We start from the raw sequence: 17,272 nt of genomic DNA, 5'->3' as shown, positions 1-17,272 counted from the left end.
AATGAGTTTTCTGGTGCTACTGCTGGCAGTGCTTATCGAAAAGTTTTCTGCCCTGCGTCAGCGCGTACAACGTGATGAACCGTGGCTGAATGCGTTGGCCAGGCGTGAGGCCAGCCCGCGCACGGCGAAACGCCCCTGGCTGACGCTGGCGTTGCTGATTCTGGTGCCGGTTTTGCTGCTGCAACTGGCGCTGACCATTATCGGGTCGGTGGCGTATGGCTGGCTGGTGCTGCCCATCCACCTGCTGGTGCTGATCTACAGCCTGGGGCGGGTCGATCTGATTGCAGTGCTCGGCCCGTTTCGCGATGCCTGCCGACGTGGCGACGCGCAGGCCGCGGTGCACGTCGCCCAGCGCGACATGCGCGTTGAGGCCGATAATGGCGAGCAATTGCTGCAAGGCGTGCAGGGTTACATGCTCTGGCAGGCGTTCCAGAGTTTTTTCGCAGTGATCTTCTGGTATTTCGTGCTCGGTCCGGTGGCGGCGCTGGCTTATCGGCTTTTGGCCCTTGCCGCTGAACATGGCAAGACACCCGCGCTGGTCGAGCGGGCAGGGCAGTTGCGCCATGCCTTCGACTGGGTCCCGGTCAGGTTGCTGGCAGCAAGCTTTGCGCTGGTCGGCAATTTTGTCGCGGTCAGCCGGGTGATGCTGCATGAACTGCTCAACTGGAACATCAGCGCCGCGCAATTGATCACCCGCGTTGGCTGCGCCGCCAGCGAAGTCCCGCCGCCGGTCATCGGGACGCAAGGGGTGACCAGCCTCGACATGCTCTGGGAGCTGTTGGTGCGTGCCGCGATTGTCTGGTACGCAGGGTTTGCGTTGTGGACGCTATTGCGCTGATTTGCCTCAACGACTGGCCCAGACTGTGTAAAAACTACTGCGCTCGGCAATACTGCGTTAAAAACAGGCGAAAAATGCTCATTTAGAACACCTAGACTCCGCTTTTTCGCCTGTTTTTGCCTTGTCTTGCCTTCGCTCGTGACGTTTTTACACACTCTGGGCTGTATGAGGCCAGTCAAACAGCTGGCAGGCATTCTCTGTACTCGCTTCGCCCAGGCGCTGCGGGCTGATGTTCATCAGGGCTGCGAGCGCCTGACAGATGTCCGGCAAGTGCTCCGGGCTGTTGCGCTGATTGGGATACATGGCGGGGGCCATGTCCGGTGCATCGGTTTCCAGCACCACGCTGTCCAGCGGCAGGTCGGCGATTACGCGATGCATGCGCAGCGCCCGTGGCCAGGTTGCCGCACCGCCCAGGCCCAGTTTGAAACCGAGCCTTATGTATTCGTGCGCCTCTTCACGGCTGCCTGCGAAAGCATGAACGATGCCGCTGCGCTTGATCCGATAGCGCTTGAGGGTGGCAATCACATCGGCATGACTGCGGCGCACGTGCAGCAAGACAGGCAGGTTAAAGTCGGACGCCAACTGCAACTGCGTTTCAAAGACTTCCTGCTGACGCACCTTGTCCAGATGATCGACGTAGTAATCCAGGCCAATCTCGCCCACCGCGCACAGCTGCGGATGGCTTTTCAGACGGGTCAGCCAGTCACCCAGTTCGGTCAGGTGCTCAGCCTGGTGCTCATCGATATAAACCGGGTGCAGGCCAAACGCAGCATGCAACTGCGGGTTGGCTTCGGTCAGGTCCCATAACCGCTGCCAGTTACGCTGATACACCCCGAGTACCACCATGCGCTGCACGCCCAGCGAGCGGCAATGCTCCAGGACTTGAGCGCGGTCGGCATCGAAGTCCGGGAAGTCCAGGTGGGTGTGGGTATCGATCAGCGACACCTTCACACCCCGTGAATGCGTTGCTTGAAGGCGCGCGCGATGGCATGCACGCCAGGTTGATAATCGTCCTTCTCGATGGCAGCCAAGGCCAGTTGCAGCGCTTTGTCAGCGATCAACTGATGTTGCTGGGCCATTGCATTGACGGGCAACGGCAGAAAATCCAGCAATTGCGTATCACCGAACGTGCCCAGGTGCAGTGAGGTCGTGTTGAGTGACTGGCTTTGCAGCACGTCGAACACGCCTTGCAGCAGCACATAGGAGGTGGTGATCAATGCATCTGGAAAATGCCCCTGGCGTTGCAGCATCTCGGACATCAGGCGCTGCCCACACTGGCGGCTGAACGCTTCGCCGTGCTCGACGATGGTGGTGCCGGCAAAACCATCCACTGCGTGTTCGAAGCCTGCTGCCCGGGCCCGGCTGATGCTCAGTTCGGGGCGCGCACCGATCAGGGCAATGTGCCTTGGCTGGGTTTGCAGCAGGCTGCGCGTCAACTGCAGGCTGGCATCATGGTCGTCGCTGACCACCGAGCAGAAGAAGTTCGGGTCCATTTCCCGGTCGATGGCGATGATCGGCATGCCTTTGAGCTGCAAGTCGCGATAGCTCGCGTCGCTGGGCGGCAGGCAGCTGGCGACCAGCAGGGCATCACAGCGGCGTGCGCGAAACAGCTGTAACAGTTGCAGTTCACTGACCGGGTCATCATCGGAGCTGGCAATCAGCAATTGATAGCCAAGACTGCGCGCGCCCTGCTCGAGCAGTTTGGCGATACGCGCATAGCTGGGGTTTTCCAGATCCGGCAGGATGAAGCCCAGCGTTTTGCTGTGACGACTGCGCAGGCCCGCTGCTTGAGGGTTGGGTCGGAAGTCGTATTGCTCGACCACCGCCTTGACGCGCTCGACCGTTGCGGGGCTGATGCGTTGTTGTTCGGCCTTGCCGTTGATGACATAGCTGGCGGTGGTGACAGAAACACCTGCCAGACGTGCAATATCGCTCAGTTTCACCCCGAAAATTCCTTTAGTTGGCCAGGCGGCTCAGGACCGTCGAATTGTTTTCGCCGTGGCGGCGATCATTACACCAGACCGTAGGAAATTCCTAAGTACTTCAAGTATTTTAGGAAGTCTCCTACAGCGATCGGACCGACTGGGCTTCAATGAACGCACAGAATCGAGTAACGTGCCGGGCAATTGTAGATTAAACGATTCAGCACGCCTGTTGTCTGCTGCAATCGAGATGAAACTGATGTCCGATAGGATATTCGATGGGTATCACTTCATCCTCTTAGCTGTCGATCATATGTGATCGCCATTAAAACAAGAATCAGGTGGCGCCCTGGCGCTGCACAGGAGTCAAGGCAATGCTCGAACTTACTCTGGGGCAAATATCCATGGCCCAGTCGGCGGTGGATAAAACTGCCGCACTGAAACTGCTTGCCGACCACCTGGTCGCTGATGGCCTGGTAGCCGAGGGTTACCTCACCGGGCTGATGAACCGCGAGCAGCAAGGCTCGACCTTTCTCGGTCAGGGCATCGCCATCCCCCACGGCACCCCCGAAACCCGCGACCTGGTATTCACCACCGGCGTGCGCCTCATGCAGTTCCCCGAAGGAGTGGATTGGGGGGACGGGCAAATGGTCTACCTGGCGATTGGCATTGCGGCCAAGTCCGACGAGCACTTGCGCCTGCTGCAACTGCTGACCCGCGCGCTAGGCGAAGAGGATCTGGGCCAGGCGCTGCGTGAAGCGAAGAGCCCGGAAGACCTGCTCAAGCTGTTGCAGGGCGCGCCGCAAGAGCTGGCACTCGATGCGCAGATGATCAGCCTCGGCGTATCGGCCGACGATTTTGAAGAACTGGTCTGGCGTGGCGCGCGTTTGCTGCGCAAGGCTGACTGTGTGAGCAACGGTTTTGCCGCAGTGCTGCAACAGGTCGAAGCCCTTTCACTGGGTGACGGCCTGTGGTGGCTGCACAGTGAGCAGACCGTCAAGCGTCCGGGCCTGGCGTTTGTGACGCCAGACAAACCGATTCGTTATCTGGGTCAGCCGCTGACCGGCCTGTTCTGCCTTGCCAGCCTGGGTGAAGCGCATCAGGCGTTGCTCGAGCGCTTGTGTCTGCTGCTGATCGAAGGGCGTGGCCATGAACTGGGCCATGCCACCAACAGCCGTGTCGTCCTTGAAGCGCTGGGCGGCGAAGTGCCTGCTGAATGGCCGACCCAACAGATTCAACTGGCCAACGCGCACGGCCTGCATGCCCGTCCAGCCAAGATACTGGCGCAACTGGCCAAGGAATTCGAAGGCGAAGTTCGTGTGCGCGTGCTGGAAACCGGCGAGTCTGCGGTGTCGGCCAAGAGTTTGAGCAAGCTGCTCAGCCTGGGCGTGCGTCGTGGTCAGACACTGGAGTTCATTGCCGAGCCGAGCATCGCTGCCGATGCGCTGCCTGCGCTGATCGCCGCCGTAGAGCAGGGGCTTGGCGAAGAAGTCGAGCCATTGCCTGCTGCCAGCGAGCCTGAGGCCGCGCCTACGCCTGTTGCTGTCGCCAAACCGATTAACGCACCGGCTGCGGGCAGTGTGCTGTCGGCTGTGCCGGCCTCGCCTGGCATCGCCATCGGCCCTGCGCACGTGCAAGTGTTGCAGACCTTCGATTACCCGCAAAAGGGCGAATCGGTTGCGGCCGAGCGCGAGCGTCTGCACACGGCCATCGGCGAAGTGCGCCGCGACATCGAAAACCTGATTCAGCGCAGCAAGTCCAAGGCCATCCGTGAAATCTTCATCACCCACCAGGAGATGCTTGATGACCCGGAACTGACCCGCGAAGTCGAGCAGCGTCTGAACGACAACGAAAGTGCGGCCGCTGCCTGGGCCACGGTCATCGAAGCGGCGGCTGTCCAGCAGGAGCAGCTCAAAGATGCGCTGCTGGCCGAGCGCGCCGCCGACCTGCGTGATGTGGGGCGGCGCGTACTGGCGCAGATCTGCGGCGTTGAAACCGTTGCGGCGCCCGACGAACCCTACATTCTGGTGATGGACGAAGTCGGCCCGTCCGACGTTGCCCGTCTGGACCCGGCGCAGGTCGCCGGTATTCTGACCGCTCGCGGCGGCGCGACCGCACACAGCGCCATTGTTGCCCGTGCGCTGGGCATTCCCGCGCTGGTCGGTGCCGGTGACGAAGTGCTACTGCTCAAGCCCGGCACTGTGCTGTTGCTCGACAGCCAGCGTGGACGCCTTACCGTAGCGCCTGACCAAGCCACCCTGCAGCGCGCCGTTCAGGATCGTGATGCCCGCGAGGAACGCCTTAAGGCCGCAGCGGCAGCGCGTATGGAACCTGCTGTGACCCGTGACGGCCACGCTGTCGAAGTCTTCGCCAACATCGGCGACAGCACCGGCACACCCGCTGCGGTGGAGCAGGGCGCCGAAGGCGTTGGCCTGCTGCGCACCGAATTGCTGTTCATGGCCCATTCCCAGGCGCCGGACGAAGCCACGCAGGAAGCTGAATACCGCCGCGTGCTTACCGACCTCGGCGGTCGTCCGCTGGTGGTGCGCACGCTGGACGTCGGCGGCGACAAGCCGTTGCCTTACTGGCCGATCGCCAAGGAAGAAAACCCGTTCCTGGGGGTGCGCGGCATTCGTCTGACCCTGCAGCGTCCCGATGTCATGGAAAGCCAGCTTCGCGCCTTGTTGCGCGCAGCCGACAGCGGCCCGCTGCGTATCATGTTCCCGATGATCGGCACCCTTGAAGAGTGGCGTGAGGCGCGTGCCATGACCGAGCGACTGCGCGCGGAAATCCCGGTCAGCGACCTGCAGCTGGGGATCATGATCGAAGTGCCGTCGGCCGCGTTGATCGCTCCGGTGCTGGCCAGGGAAGTGGATTTCTTCAGCATCGGCACCAATGACCTGACGCAATACACCATGGCCATCGACCGCGGCCATCCGACCCTGTCGGCTCAGGCTGACGGCCTGCACCCTTCGGTGCTGCAACTGATCGACATGACCGTGCGTGCCGCGCATGCCAATGGCAAATGGGTGGGCGTGTGTGGCGAACTGGCCGCCGACCCGCTGGCGGTGCCGGTGCTGGTCGGGCTGGGCGTGGACGAACTGAGTGTGTCGGCGCGCAGCATTGGCGAGGTCAAGGCCTGTGTCCGTGAACTGACCCTGAGCAGCGCTCAACAACTGGCGCAAAAAGCGCTGACGGCGGGCAGCGCTGCCGAAGTCCGTGCGCTTGTGGAGGCTGTGTAATGGCGAAGATTCTTACCCTGACCATGAACCCGGCGCTGGACCTGACGCTACAGTTGGGCCAGTTGGAACTGGGCCAGGTCAACCGCAGCAATGCGATGCTCACTCACGCAGCCGGCAAGGGCCTCAACGTGGCGCAGGTGCTGGCTGACCTGGGCCACGAGCTGACCGTTGCCGGTTTTCTCGGCATCGACAATCAGCAGGCGTTCGAGGCGTTGTTCGAGCGTCGCCACTTTGTCGACGAGTTTGTGCGCGTGCCAGGGGAAACCCGCAGCAACATCAAGATGGCCGAAAGCAGTGGCCGCATCACCGACCTCAACGGTCCTGGGCCGCAGGTCAGCGAAGCAGCGCAACAAGCGTTGTTCGCCCGCGTGGAACAGATCGCACCCGGTTTCGACGTGGTGGTGGTGGCGGGCAGCCTGCCGCGCGGCGTCACGCCCGAGTGGCTGCAAAAGCTTTTGCTGATGCTCAAGGGCCTGGGTCTGAAGGTGGCGCTGGACAGCAGCGGCCTGGCCTTGCGTGCCGGTCTTGCTGCCGGGCCGTGGCTGATCAAGCCCAATACCGAGGAACTGGCCGACGCGCTCGACGCGCCGATCATTTCCATCGCCGCGCAAGCTGAGGCGGCTGCGCGCCTGCATGCGCAGGGTATCGAACACGTGGTGATTTCGCAGGGTTCCGAAGGCGTTCACTGGTTCAGCCCGAGTGTGGCGCTGCACTCGCTGCCGCCCAAGGTCACGGTGGCCAGCACGGTAGGTGCAGGGGATTCGCTGCTGGCGGGCATGGTCCACGGCCTGATCGGCGGTCATGAGCCACAGAAGATTTTGCGCACCGCCACGGCCATCGCCGCCATGGCCGTGACCCAGATCGGTTTCGGTATCACCGACGCCGCGCAACTCAAACGGCTTGAAGGCGGCGTCACTGTACGCAGCCTGACAGAACAATAAGAGAGGATCGTCATGAAGTTAGCCATAGTTACGGCCTGCCCGAACGGCAAGGTCAGCAGCGTACTCAGCGCACGATTGCTCGAAGCGGCGGCACTGCGCCAAGGCTGGGAAACCAGCGTCGAAATCATCGACCCCAACAAGGCCGATCAGCAGCTGTCGCCTGAGGATATCCAGGCCGCTGATCTGGTGCTGGTGGTCAACACCGGCCCGGTAGACCTGAGCCGCTTTGTCGGCAAGCGTCTGTTTCAGGACTCGCCTGCCCATGCGTTACAGGATGTAGACGGGTTTCTGCAACGCGTCGCGAAAGAGGCACAGGTGTATGTGGCGTCTCAGGCAGCCGCGCCTCAAGCCACTGGAACTTCCGTTGGCAACGCCGGGGCAAAACCGCGCATCGTTGCGATCACGGCCTGCCCGACCGGTGTTGCGCACACATTCATGGCCGCCGAGGCGATCCAGCAGGCGGCCAAGCGGCTGGATTACGACCTGCAGGTCGAAACCCAGGGGTCAGTCGGCGCGCGCAATCCACTCAGTGCTCAAGCCATTGCTGATGCCGACGTGGTGTTGCTGGCTGCCGATATCGAGGTCAACACCGACCGTTTTGCGGGCAAGAAAATCTACCGTTGCGGCACCGGGATTGCGCTGAAGCAATCCGAAGCGACGCTGAAAAAGGCCTTGGCAGAAGGTCAGGTCGAATCTGACGAGGCGACCGCCAAGTCGCCCGCCAAGCAAGAGAAGACCGGGGTCTACAAGCACCTGCTGACCGGCGTGTCGTTCATGCTGCCGATGGTGGTGGCGGGTGGTCTGTTGATTGCGCTGTCGTTCGTGTTCGGCATTACCGCGTTCAAGGAGCAGGGCACGCTGGCGGCGGCCTTGATGCAGATTGGCGGGGAAGCTGCGTTCAAACTGATGGTGCCGTTGCTGGCCGGTTACATTGCTTATTCGATTGCTGACCGTCCGGGTCTGGCACCGGGGATGATCGGTGGTTTGCTGGCGACAACGCTGGGTGCCGGGTTCATCGGCGGTATCATCGCCGGTTTTCTGGCCGGGTACAGCGCGGCGGCGATCAACCGTTATGCACGCCTGCCTGCCAGCGTCGAAGCGCTCAAGCCGATCCTGATCATTCCGTTGCTGTCGAGCCTGTTCACCGGTCTGGTGATGATCTACGTGGTCGGCAAGCCGGTGGCGGGCATGCTCGAAGCGCTGACGCACTTCCTCGACAGCATGGGCACCACCAACGCGATTCTGCTGGGCGTGTTGCTGGGCGCGATGATGTGTGTCGATCTGGGCGGGCCGATCAACAAGGCCTCCTATGCGTTCTCGGTCGGCCTGCTGGCGTCACAGAGCTACGCGCCGATGGCCGCTGCGATGGCTGCTGGCATGGTGCCGCCGATCGGTATGGGCATCGCCACCCTCCTGGCGCGCCGCAAGTTCGCGCAAAGCGAGCGTGAGGCAGGCAAGGCGGCCTTCGTGCTGGGGTTGTGCTTCATTTCGGAAGGTGCCATTCCATTCGCCGCCAAGGACCCGTTGCGGGTGATTCCGGCCAGTGTAGTTGGCGGTGCGCTGACCGGTGCATTGTCGATGTATTTTGGCTGCAAGCTGATGGCACCGCACGGCGGGCTGTTCGTGATGCTGATCCCTAACGCCATCAACCATGCGCTGCTTTATCTGCTGGCGATTGTTGCCGGTAGCGTACTGACCGGTGTGGTCTACGCGCTGATCAAGCGGCCTGAGCCTGTCGAGCTGGAAGCGGCGCCCGCCGGCGCCTGAATGGCCACGTTATAAATGCCCTCAGCGTGCCAGCGCGAGGGCAACACCCTGGCCACCGCCTATACACAGCGTGGCCAGGCCTTTTTTCGCATCACGCCTGATCATCTCGTGCAGCAGCGTCACCAGCACGCGGCAGCCTGATGCGCCAATGGGGTGGCCAATGGCGATTGCGCCGCCGTTGACGTTGAGCTTCTGCGGGTCCAGCCCCAATTCTTTGCCGACTGACAGCGACTGCGCGGCGAACGCTTCGTTGGCTTCGATCAGGTCCAGTTCGTCCAGTGACCAACCGGCCTTGTCCAGGCAGCGGCGGGTCGCGTTGACCGGGCCGATGCCCATGATGGCCGGGTCGACACCTGCGTTGGCGTACCCCGCGATGTGCGCGAGTACCGGCAAGCCCAACTGCTCTGCCTTGGTCGCGCTCATCAACATCACTGCGGCAGCGCCGTCGTTGAGCGACGATGCATTGCCCGCCGTGACGGTGCCGTCCTTCTTGAAGGCGGGTTTGAGTTTGCCGAGTGTTTCAGCCGTGGTGCCCGCCCGCGGCTGTTCGTCAGTGGCGAAGGGCAACGGCTCGCCTTTGCGCTGCGGGATCAGGATCGGGGTGATTTCATCGACAAAGCGCCCGGCTTCGATAGCGGCGATGGCTTTTTGCTGAGACAAAGCCGCGAAGGCATCCTGGGCTTCACGACTGATCTCGTACTTCTGCGCCAGGTTTTCGGCAGTGATGCCCATGTGGTAATCGTTGAAGGCATCCCACAGGCCGTCGGTTATCATCGTGTCGATCATGCTGGCATGGCCCATGCGCAAACCGGTGCGTGCGCCCGGCAGGACGTAATTGGACAGGCTCATGTTTTCCTGTCCGCCAGCGATGACGATGTCGGCATCACCGCAGCGAATGGCCTGGGTCGCCAGGTGCAGCGCCTTGAGGCCCGAGCCGCAGACCTTGTTGAGGGTCATGGCCGGCACGGAGAAGGGCAGGCCCGCCTTGATAGCGGCCTGGCGTGCCGGATTCTGGCCAGCGCCAGCGGTCAGCACCTGGCCCATGATGACTTCATCGACCAGCGCGCCGTCCACACCGGTCTGGGCCAACAGTTGGCGAATGACCGCTGCGCCCAGATCGACAGCTGGGACGGCGGCCAGTGAACCCTGGAAACTGCCCACGGCGGTGCGGGTGGCGGCGACGATAACGACGTCTTGCATGGTGCTGATCCTCATTGTTTTTGGGGGCTGAACCGGCAGAGCGGTAGCGCTTTGATCAAGAGGCTCATGGTGTCACAGATGGGCGTGCCGGTTCCAACCGCGAACCGCTCGGTCACGTTTTGCTGCGTGTGTGTGGGGCTTAGATGCCCATGCGTCGTTTGGCGCGCTGCGCCGAGCCGTCGCGCACTGCCCAGCGCAGGATGGGCGCGGTGTTGTTGACGCCCAGCCTGATCAGCCTGCGTTGCACCGAGCCTTGAGTGACGTTGAGCATCTCGCTGGCCCAGTCGGGTAACAGGTCGACTCCGGCGCGCATCATCAGCACGCCGAAGGGTTTGGCCAGCCAGTTGGGTGCAGGCGCGTCGAGCAGCAGGCGCAGCACCTCGCGGCTGCGCTCATCGCACACCAGTTGCCCGCGGATGTCTGCCAGATAGTCCGCGATGGCCTGCCGGGAGCGCGGCACGTTGCCGGCGCCCAGGCGTTCTGCGATCAGCGCGGTTTCGGCGTAATACAGGTCCTGGTCGGCCAGTGACAGCGCCGGATTGCTATAGCGCAGATGCGCGGCAAGAAAGCTGCTGACTTCGGCGACGTGCACCCAGGTCAGCAGGTCCGGGTCGCTGGCGGCGTAAGGACGACCGTCAGGCGCCGTGCCGGTGACGTTCAGGTGAATGGTGCGCACCTTGTCGATCAGCCAGTTGGCGTCCCGTGTGGAGCCATAGGTGGTGCCGGACAGAAACTGCCCGGTACGCCGCAGCCGGCCGAGCATGTCCTGGCGAAAGCTGGAGTGGTCCCATATACCCGCCAATGCCAACGGATGCAGCGCCTGCAACATCAGCGCGCTGATGCCGCCGACCAGCATGCTGGTGAAGTCGCCATGCACCTTCCAGCACACCGACTGCGGGCCAAACAGACCCGGATCGCCTTTGGGGTTCTCCAGGTCCAGTTGACCGAGGGCCAGGCCGGTGAGGCTGATGACCTGGGTTTCGATGCGGGTACGGATGAATTCCATGTCGGGCTCATGCATCCGGGGGGGGGGAGTGAACCCCGTTACGCACTCATGGTTAGACACAAGCCCTGAGGCCCCGAGCTTCTGCCCGCAGGGCGTGGGAGCGAACTTGTTCGCGAATACGGTATTTCAGACGATATATTTTTGGCGAATGTAGCGGCCCCTTCGCGAACAAGTTCGCTCCCACGGCCTTCGGCCAGAATCAAGAGCGAGCTTGTGTGTAGCACGGAGCCTGGGGGGCGATTGCGCTTAGCCGCGGTGACGGCCGCGGAAGTAGTTGATCAGGCCCTGGGTCGATGCATCGTCTGCCGGTTCTTCAGTGCCGCCGGTCAGACGCTGGTACACAGCCTTGCCCATTTCCTTGCCCAGCTCCACACCCCATTGGTCAAAGGCGTTGGTGCCCCAGATCACGCTCTGTACGAACACTTTGTGCTCATACATGGCCACCAGCGCGCCAAGGCGACGCGGGCTGATACGTTCGACCACCAGCGTGTTGCTCGGACGGTTGCCGGGGATGACCTTGTGCGGTGCGAGTTTTTGCACCTCTTCCTCGCTCATGCCCTTGTCACGCAGCTCGGCTTCGGCTTCGGCGCGGGTCTTGCCCATCATCAACGCCTGGCTTTGCGACAGGCAGTTGGCATAGAGCCATTGATGGTGGTCGGCAACCGGGTTGAAGCTGACGATCGGCACGATGAAGTCGGCCGGGATCATCTGTGTGCCTTGGTGCAGCAACTGGTGGTAAGCGTGCTGCCCGTTGGCACCTACGCCACCCCAGATGACCGGGCCGGTATCCGTGAGTGCCGGCGTGCCGTCCTGGCGAACGCTTTTGCCGTTGGATTCCATGTCCAGCTGTTGCAAGTGTTTGGTGATGTTGCGCAGGTAGTGGTCGTACGGCAGGATCGCGTGGCTCTGCGCGTTCCAGAAGTTGCCGTACCAGACACCCAGCAGCGCGAGCAGCACGGGCATGTTCTGGTCGAAAGGGGCGCTCTGGAAGTGCTGGTCCATGGTGTAGGCGCCGGACAGCAGTTCCTTGAAGTTGGACATGCCGATGGCCAGCGCGATAGGCAGACCAATAGCCGACCACAGCGAATAACGGCCGCCGACCCAGTCCCACATCGGGAAGATGTTTTCTTCACGGATACCGAACGCGACCGCTGCCGCATTGTTGCTGGAGACCGCAATGAAGTGGCGATGCAGTTCGACTTCCGAGCCGCCCTGCGCCAGGTACCAGGCGCGCGCGGCCTGGGCATTTTTCAGGGTTTCGAGGGTATTGAAGGATTTCGACGAAACGATGAAGAGTGTGGTTTCGGCGCGGATCTTCATGGACAGTTCATGGAACTCACTGCCATCGATGTTTGCCAGGTAATGGCAACGCACACCCTTGTGCGCGTACGCCACCAGCGCTTCGGAGACCAGCTCGGGGCCCAGGAACGAGCCACCGATGCCGATGTTCACCACGTCGGTGATCGGCTTTTCGGTGTAACCGCGCCACAGGCCGTCGTGGATGCGGCCGACCAGCTCGGTCATCTGGTTAAGCACGCGGTGAACGTCGGGTATCACATCGACGCCGTTGACTTTCAGCTTGTCGCCTACCGGACGACGCAATGCGGTGTGCAGCGCCGGGCGACCTTCGGATGAGTTGACCAGCTCGCCATCGTATTGAGCCTTGATCGCGTCCTTAAGGCCCACTTCACCGGCCAGCGCAACCAGCAGGTCGCGGGTTTCGGCGGTGATCAGGTTTTTCGAGTAGTCCAGAAACAGACCGGCGCTGCTGAGCGTAAACTGGCTGAAGCGCTTGGGATCATCCGTAAACGCTTCGCGCATGCTGAAGTCCTGCATGGCCTGGCGGTGTTTGGTCAGCGCTTGCCAGGCAGGCATAGCGGTCACATCGGAAGGATTGCGGTAGTACGCCATCGCTGCGGGTTTCCTTTAACTGATTCTGTCTTTGGATATTATTGGAGCGAGGTTGCACGCTTTCTCACTGGCTATGCAGAGCAGACTACCCTTCGCGTACCTGTTTGTCTGCGCTTCGCCTTACTTGACCCCGGTACTTTTTCGCACACGGTGAGCCGGGGCTTTCAATCGAATGCTGTCGGTCATGGTTAACGATAGGGCACTGGCGGTGTGGCTTAGTTCACTGCCGCCAGCGCAGTCGTTCAGCCCCTGGTCAGGTGCAGGTTATCGATCAGGCGGGTTTTACCCATGAACGCAGCGGCGAGAATCACCAGGTCGGGATCCTCGGCGGTGGTCGGGCGCAAGCTGTCGGCATTACGTATTTCCAGATAGTCGATGCGAAAGCCGGCCGCTTGCAGTTGCTGTTTCTTGCTGTTCAACAGCGTCTCGAAGTCCTGCTCGCCTGCGCTGATCGCCTCGGCTGTCTGGCGAATGGCCTGATACAGCGCCGGTGCCGCAGCGCGCTGCGCTTCATCCAGATAGCCGTTGCGCGATGACAACGCCAGACCGTCATCGGCGCGCACGGTCGGCTCGCCGATGATCTGGATAGGCATGTTCAGGTCGCGGACCATGGCGCGAATCACCGCCAGTTGCTGGAAGTCTTTCTCGCCGAAGATCGCCAGATCAGGCTGCACCATATTGAATAGCTTGCTGACCACCGTGGCGACACCTTCGAAATGGCCGGGGCGGCTGGCGCCACACAGGCCTTGTGACAGGTGCGGGACGCTGACCAAGGTCTGATCGGCCATGCCGTGCGGGTACATTTCCTCGACGCCTGGGGTGAACAACAGGTTGCAACCGGCTTGCAGAAGCTTTTCCTGATCGGCCGCCAGCGTACGCGGGTAGGTGGCCAGGTCTTCGTTGGGGCCGAACTGCAACGGGTTGACGAAAATGCTCGCCACCACGAAGTCAGCGCGCTGGGCCGCTTTGCTCACCAGTGCGGCGTGGCCGCTGTGCAGATTGCCCATGGTCGGGGTCAACGCGATCCGCTTGCCTTCGCTGCGTGCCCGCGCAACGGCGGCGCGCAGTTCCAGTACGGTCTTTACTGTGTTCATGCCGAGAATCCGTGTTCAATGGCCGGAAAACTGACGTCCTTGACGGCGCTGACGTAGGCCTGAATGGCCGACTGAATGTCGGGCTGACCGATCATGAAGTTTTTCACGAACTTGGGTACGCGTCCGGTGATGGACAGGCCCAGCATGTCGTGCAACACCAGCACCTGGCCGTCGGTGGCGCTGCCTGCGCCAATGCCGATGACCGGAATCTTTACCGCGTGGGTGATTTCTTCGGCCAGCTCGCTCGGCACGCACTCCAGCAGGATCATGGCGGCGCCTGCCTGTTCCAGGGCGATGGCGTCGGCGCGCATCTGCCGCGCCTGCGCTTCCAGTCGGCCCTGAACCTTGTAACCGCCCAGCACGTTGACTGACTGCGGTGTCAGGCCCATGTGCGCGCACACCGGGATCCCGCGCTCTGCCAGCAGGCGGATCGATTCGCCCAGCCACGCAGCGCCCTCGACCTTGATCATGTGCGCACCGGCCTGCATCAGCGTGGTGCTGTTGATGAAGGTCTGTTCCAGCGTGGCGTTGGCCATGAACGGCAGGTCGGCAAGAATCAGCGCGCCCTGATTGCCGCGTTTCACGCAGGCCACGTGATAGGCGGTCTCGGCGGTGGTGACCGGCAAGGTGCTGTCGTGCCCCTGTAAAACCATGCCCAGCGAGTCGCCTATCAGCAGCACTTCGACACCCGCCTGGCAGGCTGTGTGGGCGAAGGTTGCGTCGTAACAGGTCAGCATGGTGATTTTCTCACCCTTGTGCTTCATGGCCAGCAGCGACGTAACGGTTATGTTCGGCATGTAAAGTTCTCCATCAGGCGCTGTGAACCCGAGTGCTCAGCGCGTGAGAGTCATCCTGGAAAAGCAGGCACACCGTCGTGTCGCGGTGTTTTGCAAAGGCCTGTTTCGCGCCCGTTCGCCAGTGCGGCAGCGGCGGGAGGCCTATCTTCGTGAGGAGGGGGCGTGAAGTCAATTGCAGGTGTTACCTGTGTGCCGAACCGGTTACACATGTGCGGTGACAGTCACGCTTCATACGCTGGCGGGCAGGCGCTCAAGACCTGTAAACGGGCATTCACTCAACAGGTGGGTCAGCTCACGCCCGTCGGCCAGGGTCAGCTCTGGTGCCAGCTCAGCCAGCGGGTACAACACGAATGCGCGTGCCTGCATGTGATAGTGCGGCACCTTGAGGCGTGGCTCGTCCATGACTCGTTCGCCGAACAGCAGAATATCGAGGTCCAGGGTGCGCGGCCCCCAGCGTTCGTGACGTTCACGGCCCTGATCCAGCTCGATGGCCTGTAACGCATCAAGCAGCGCCAGCGGTGGCAGGGTGGTGTCCAGCGCGGCGACGGCATTGGTAAAGCGCGGTTGACCGGGCAGCAGCGAGTCGCTGACATAGAACGAAGACACGCCAATCAGCGTGCTGTCTGGCAGTTGCGCCAGCGCCTTGAGGGCGCTGCGCAATTGCTCGGCCGGGTCAGCAAGGTTGCTGCCCAGGCCAATGTAAACGCGTTCGGTGGTCAACAGCGGTTTACTCACCGCTTTGCGCCTCGCCACTGCTGCGCTTGCGTTTGGCGCCACTGTTGCGACGACGCTTGCGCGGAGCAGCGCCGGCGGCTTCTGGCTTGTTGCTCAGGTCACGAATCATGTCGCGACGTTCGCTGTCGTTGCAGTCCTGATAATCGGTCCACCATTGGCCCAGACCGTCAGTCTGCTCGCCCGCGCTTTCGCGTAGCAGCAGGAAGTCGTAGCCGGCACGGAAGCGCGAGTTGTCCAGCAACAGGTCGGCACGTTTGCCCGAACGACGCGGCAGGCGCTCCTGCATGTCCCAGATTTCGCGGATCGGCAGGGTAAAGCGCTTGGGAATCGCGATGCGCTGGCACTGCTCGATGATCAGCTCGTGAGCGGCGTCCTGCATGGCTGCAATCGGCGGCATGCCACGTTCCTGGGCACGCAGCACCTTGGCCGGCAGCGCAGGCCAGAGCAGGGCTGCAAACAGGAACGCCGGGGTGACCGGTTTGTTCTGCTTGATGCGCAGGTCAGTGTTGATCAGCGCATTGCTGATCAGCGTGTGGGTGTAGGTCGGGTTGTATTCCAGCGCTTTTGAGCTGGCCGGGAACAGGGGCTCGAACAGCTCCAGGTCAACCAGCATCTCGAACGTCGGCGCGGCGTAGCCGGAGAGGAACAGCTTGAGCACCTCTTCGAACAGGCGCGCCGAAGGAATATCGCGCAGCATCGGTGCCAGTGCGCGGATCGGCTGAGCGCTGTGCTTCTCGATGCCGAAATCCAGTTTGGCCGCGAAGCGCACGGCACGCAGCATGCGCACCGGGTCTTCCTTGTAACGCTGCTCGGGGTCGCCGATCAGGCGGATCAGACGATTGCGGATGTCATGCACGCCGTTGGCGTAATCCAGAACACGCTCGCTGACCGGGTCGTAATACAGCGCATTGATCGTGAAGTCGCGACGTTGAGCGTCTTCTTCAAGTGTGCCGTAAACGTTGTCACGCAGGATGCGTCCGCTTTCATTGCGCGAGGACTGGTTGCTGTCCTCTTCTTCATCATCCTGTGGATGATTGGCGCGGAACGTCGCCACTTCGATGATTTCACGACCGAAGTGGATGTGCACCAGCTTGAACCGGCGGCCAATGATCCGCGCATTGCGGAACTCGGCACGCACTTGTTCAGGCGTGGCACTGGTGGCGACGTCAAAATCCTTGGGCGTGATATTGAGCATCATGTCGCGTACGCAGCCACCGACCAGATAGGCCTGATAGCCTGCATTTTGCAGACGCTCGACAATATTGACGGCATAACGGCTGAACTGGCTGCGTTGCAGCGAATGCTGGCTGCTATTGAGCACTTCAGGCGTGGTGCGCGTGTGTTGCTGCGGTTTGCGCAGTGGGGAACGAAATGACTGGAACAACTTCTTCAGCATGGGATGCACTGTTTGAAGGAATATTCGGCCAAAAACGTGGAATGACCGCATGATGGGCGGGGATTCTAGCATTTAGTCGAGGGATGGTGTAGGAAGCTGTCGCGGAAGGGACACACTACGGCGCAGATAGGGTCTGGAAGCTACTGGGGGAGCCGAAGCTCCCCCAAAGTGTGTGCTCTTTATTTTTATTTTCTGTACGGGCTTCTTGTTTTTGTTGAGTGCCCATTCACGAGACTTTTGTCTGTGAACCCTCCCAGTCGGGAGTCAAGAGCAAACGGATTGCTTTGGTCGCTGCGTTGCAATGATCATTCGATCCAACCAGTTCAGGCGCTACCTAAGGGTAGTTTTTATTGTTCTCGGCCTGGTTGCGGGGCAAGCCCCAAATACAACTCCTCTCCAAAAGAATCAGTTAGCTGCGCCTCC

General features: G+C 61.6%; 13 protein-coding genes. 4 read left to right on the top strand and 9 right to left on the bottom strand.

The window, feature by feature from the left end:
- The first annotated feature begins 1 nt into the window (after nt 1).
- The gene (gene ampE, locus QRN38_RS18100) at nt 2–838 is read left to right on the top strand and encodes a regulatory signaling modulator protein AmpE (RefSeq protein WP_024665898.1); all 837 of its coding nucleotides are present in this window, start codon (nt 2–4) and stop codon (nt 836–838) included.
- 147 nt (nt 839–985) lie between these two features.
- On the opposite strand, the gene QRN38_RS18095 is transcribed toward ampE, so the two are convergent.
- Nucleotides 986–1,789 (bottom strand): TatD family hydrolase, encoded by an 804-nt coding sequence (locus tag QRN38_RS18095; protein WP_057419313.1) that lies wholly within the window; start codon nt 1,787–1,789, stop codon nt 986–988.
- Nucleotides 1,786–2,781, bottom strand: coding sequence for a catabolite repressor/activator (cra, locus tag QRN38_RS18090; RefSeq protein WP_057416015.1), 996 nt, complete (start codon nt 2,779–2,781; stop codon nt 1,786–1,788). Before cra ends, QRN38_RS18095 begins: the two co-directional genes overlap by 4 nt.
- 353 nt (nt 2,782–3,134) lie before the next feature.
- Between cra and ptsP the strand changes: the two genes are divergently transcribed.
- From ptsP to QRN38_RS18075, 3 genes are read left to right on the top strand one after another with little or no spacing between them, the layout of a single operon-like run.
- Nucleotides 3,135–6,002 (top strand): phosphoenolpyruvate--protein phosphotransferase, encoded by a 2,868-nt coding sequence (gene ptsP, locus QRN38_RS18085; RefSeq protein ID WP_057419312.1) that lies wholly within the window; start codon nt 3,135–3,137, stop codon nt 6,000–6,002.
- Nucleotides 6,002–6,943, top strand: coding sequence for a 1-phosphofructokinase (gene pfkB / locus QRN38_RS18080; protein ID WP_007246110.1), 942 nt, complete (start codon nt 6,002–6,004; stop codon nt 6,941–6,943). Before ptsP ends, pfkB begins: the two co-directional genes overlap by 1 nt.
- 12 nt (nt 6,944–6,955) lie before the next feature.
- Entirely contained in the window at nt 6,956–8,710 is a 1,755-nt protein-coding gene (locus tag QRN38_RS18075) for a PTS fructose-like transporter subunit IIB (protein ID WP_057419311.1), read from the top strand.
- Nucleotides 8,711–8,731: 21 nt separating this feature from the next.
- On the opposite strand, the gene QRN38_RS18070 is transcribed toward QRN38_RS18075, so the two are convergent.
- The 7 genes from QRN38_RS18070 to QRN38_RS18040 form a co-directional block, all read right to left on the bottom strand.
- Complete coding sequence (locus QRN38_RS18070; RefSeq protein ID WP_057419310.1) at nt 8,732–9,910, bottom strand: acetyl-CoA C-acetyltransferase; 1,179 nt, start codon at nt 9,908–9,910, stop codon at nt 8,732–8,734.
- 139 nt (nt 9,911–10,049) lie between these two features.
- Complete coding sequence (locus tag QRN38_RS18065) at nt 10,050–10,916, bottom strand: oxygenase MpaB family protein (protein ID WP_057419309.1); 867 nt, start codon at nt 10,914–10,916, stop codon at nt 10,050–10,052.
- A 246-nt stretch (nt 10,917–11,162) separates the two neighbouring features.
- Complete coding sequence (gene pgi / locus QRN38_RS18060; RefSeq protein ID WP_005770522.1) at nt 11,163–12,827, bottom strand: glucose-6-phosphate isomerase; 1,665 nt, start codon at nt 12,825–12,827, stop codon at nt 11,163–11,165.
- A 242-nt stretch (nt 12,828–13,069) separates the two neighbouring features.
- The gene (gene panC, locus QRN38_RS18055; RefSeq protein ID WP_007246105.1) at nt 13,070–13,921 is read right to left on the bottom strand and encodes a pantoate--beta-alanine ligase; all 852 of its coding nucleotides are present in this window, start codon (nt 13,919–13,921) and stop codon (nt 13,070–13,072) included.
- The gene (gene panB / locus QRN38_RS18050; RefSeq protein WP_005770519.1) at nt 13,918–14,718 is read right to left on the bottom strand and encodes a 3-methyl-2-oxobutanoate hydroxymethyltransferase; all 801 of its coding nucleotides are present in this window, start codon (nt 14,716–14,718) and stop codon (nt 13,918–13,920) included. The genes panC and panB overlap by 4 nt, the downstream gene beginning before the upstream one ends.
- A gap of 228 nt (nt 14,719–14,946) precedes the next feature.
- On the bottom strand, nt 14,947–15,453 hold the full coding sequence (gene folK, locus QRN38_RS18045; protein ID WP_011103370.1) for a 2-amino-4-hydroxy-6-hydroxymethyldihydropteridine diphosphokinase: 507 nt from the start codon (nt 15,451–15,453) through the stop codon (nt 14,947–14,949).
- On the bottom strand, nt 15,446–16,849 hold the full coding sequence (locus QRN38_RS18040) for a polynucleotide adenylyltransferase PcnB (protein ID WP_003382274.1): 1,404 nt from the start codon (nt 16,847–16,849) through the stop codon (nt 15,446–15,448). Before QRN38_RS18040 ends, folK begins: the two co-directional genes overlap by 8 nt.
- Between the last annotated feature and the right edge of the window lie 423 nt (nt 16,850–17,272).

Origin of the sequence: Pseudomonas sp. CFBP2511, assembly GCF_030209255.1 — a bacterium.
In the GTDB taxonomy this organism is placed as follows: domain Bacteria; phylum Pseudomonadota; class Gammaproteobacteria; order Pseudomonadales; family Pseudomonadaceae; genus Aquipseudomonas; species Aquipseudomonas avellanae.
Note: the sequence above shows the minus strand (reverse complement) of the source record. Positions and strands in the feature narration are given on the sequence as shown.

Bases quoted from the DNA above. Each gene is read 5' to 3' on its own strand.
- ampE (WP_024665898.1), top strand. From the start codon at position 2: ATGAGTTTTCTGGTGCTACTGCTGGCAGTGCTTATCGAAAAGTTTTCT.
- ptsP (WP_057419312.1), top strand. From the start codon at position 3,135: ATGCTCGAACTTACTCTGGGGCAAATATCCATGGCCCAGTCGGCGGTG.
- pfkB (WP_007246110.1), top strand. From the start codon at position 6,002: ATGGCGAAGATTCTTACCCTGACCATGAACCCGGCGCTGGACCTGACG.
- QRN38_RS18075 (WP_057419311.1), top strand. From the start codon at position 6,956: ATGAAGTTAGCCATAGTTACGGCCTGCCCGAACGGCAAGGTCAGCAGC.
- QRN38_RS18070 (WP_057419310.1), bottom strand. From the start codon at position 9,910: ATGCAAGACGTCGTTATCGTCGCCGCCACCCGCACCGCCGTGGGCAGT.
- QRN38_RS18065 (WP_057419309.1), bottom strand. From the start codon at position 10,916: ATGGAATTCATCCGTACCCGCATCGAAACCCAGGTCATCAGCCTCACC.
- pgi (WP_005770522.1), bottom strand. From the start codon at position 12,827: ATGGCGTACTACCGCAATCCTTCCGATGTGACCGCTATGCCTGCCTGG.
- panC (WP_007246105.1), bottom strand. From the start codon at position 13,921: ATGAACACAGTAAAGACCGTACTGGAACTGCGCGCCGCCGTTGCGCGG.
- panB (WP_005770519.1), bottom strand. From the start codon at position 14,718: ATGCCGAACATAACCGTTACGTCGCTGCTGGCCATGAAGCACAAGGGT.
- QRN38_RS18040 (WP_003382274.1), bottom strand. From the start codon at position 16,849: ATGCTGAAGAAGTTGTTCCAGTCATTTCGTTCCCCACTGCGCAAACCG.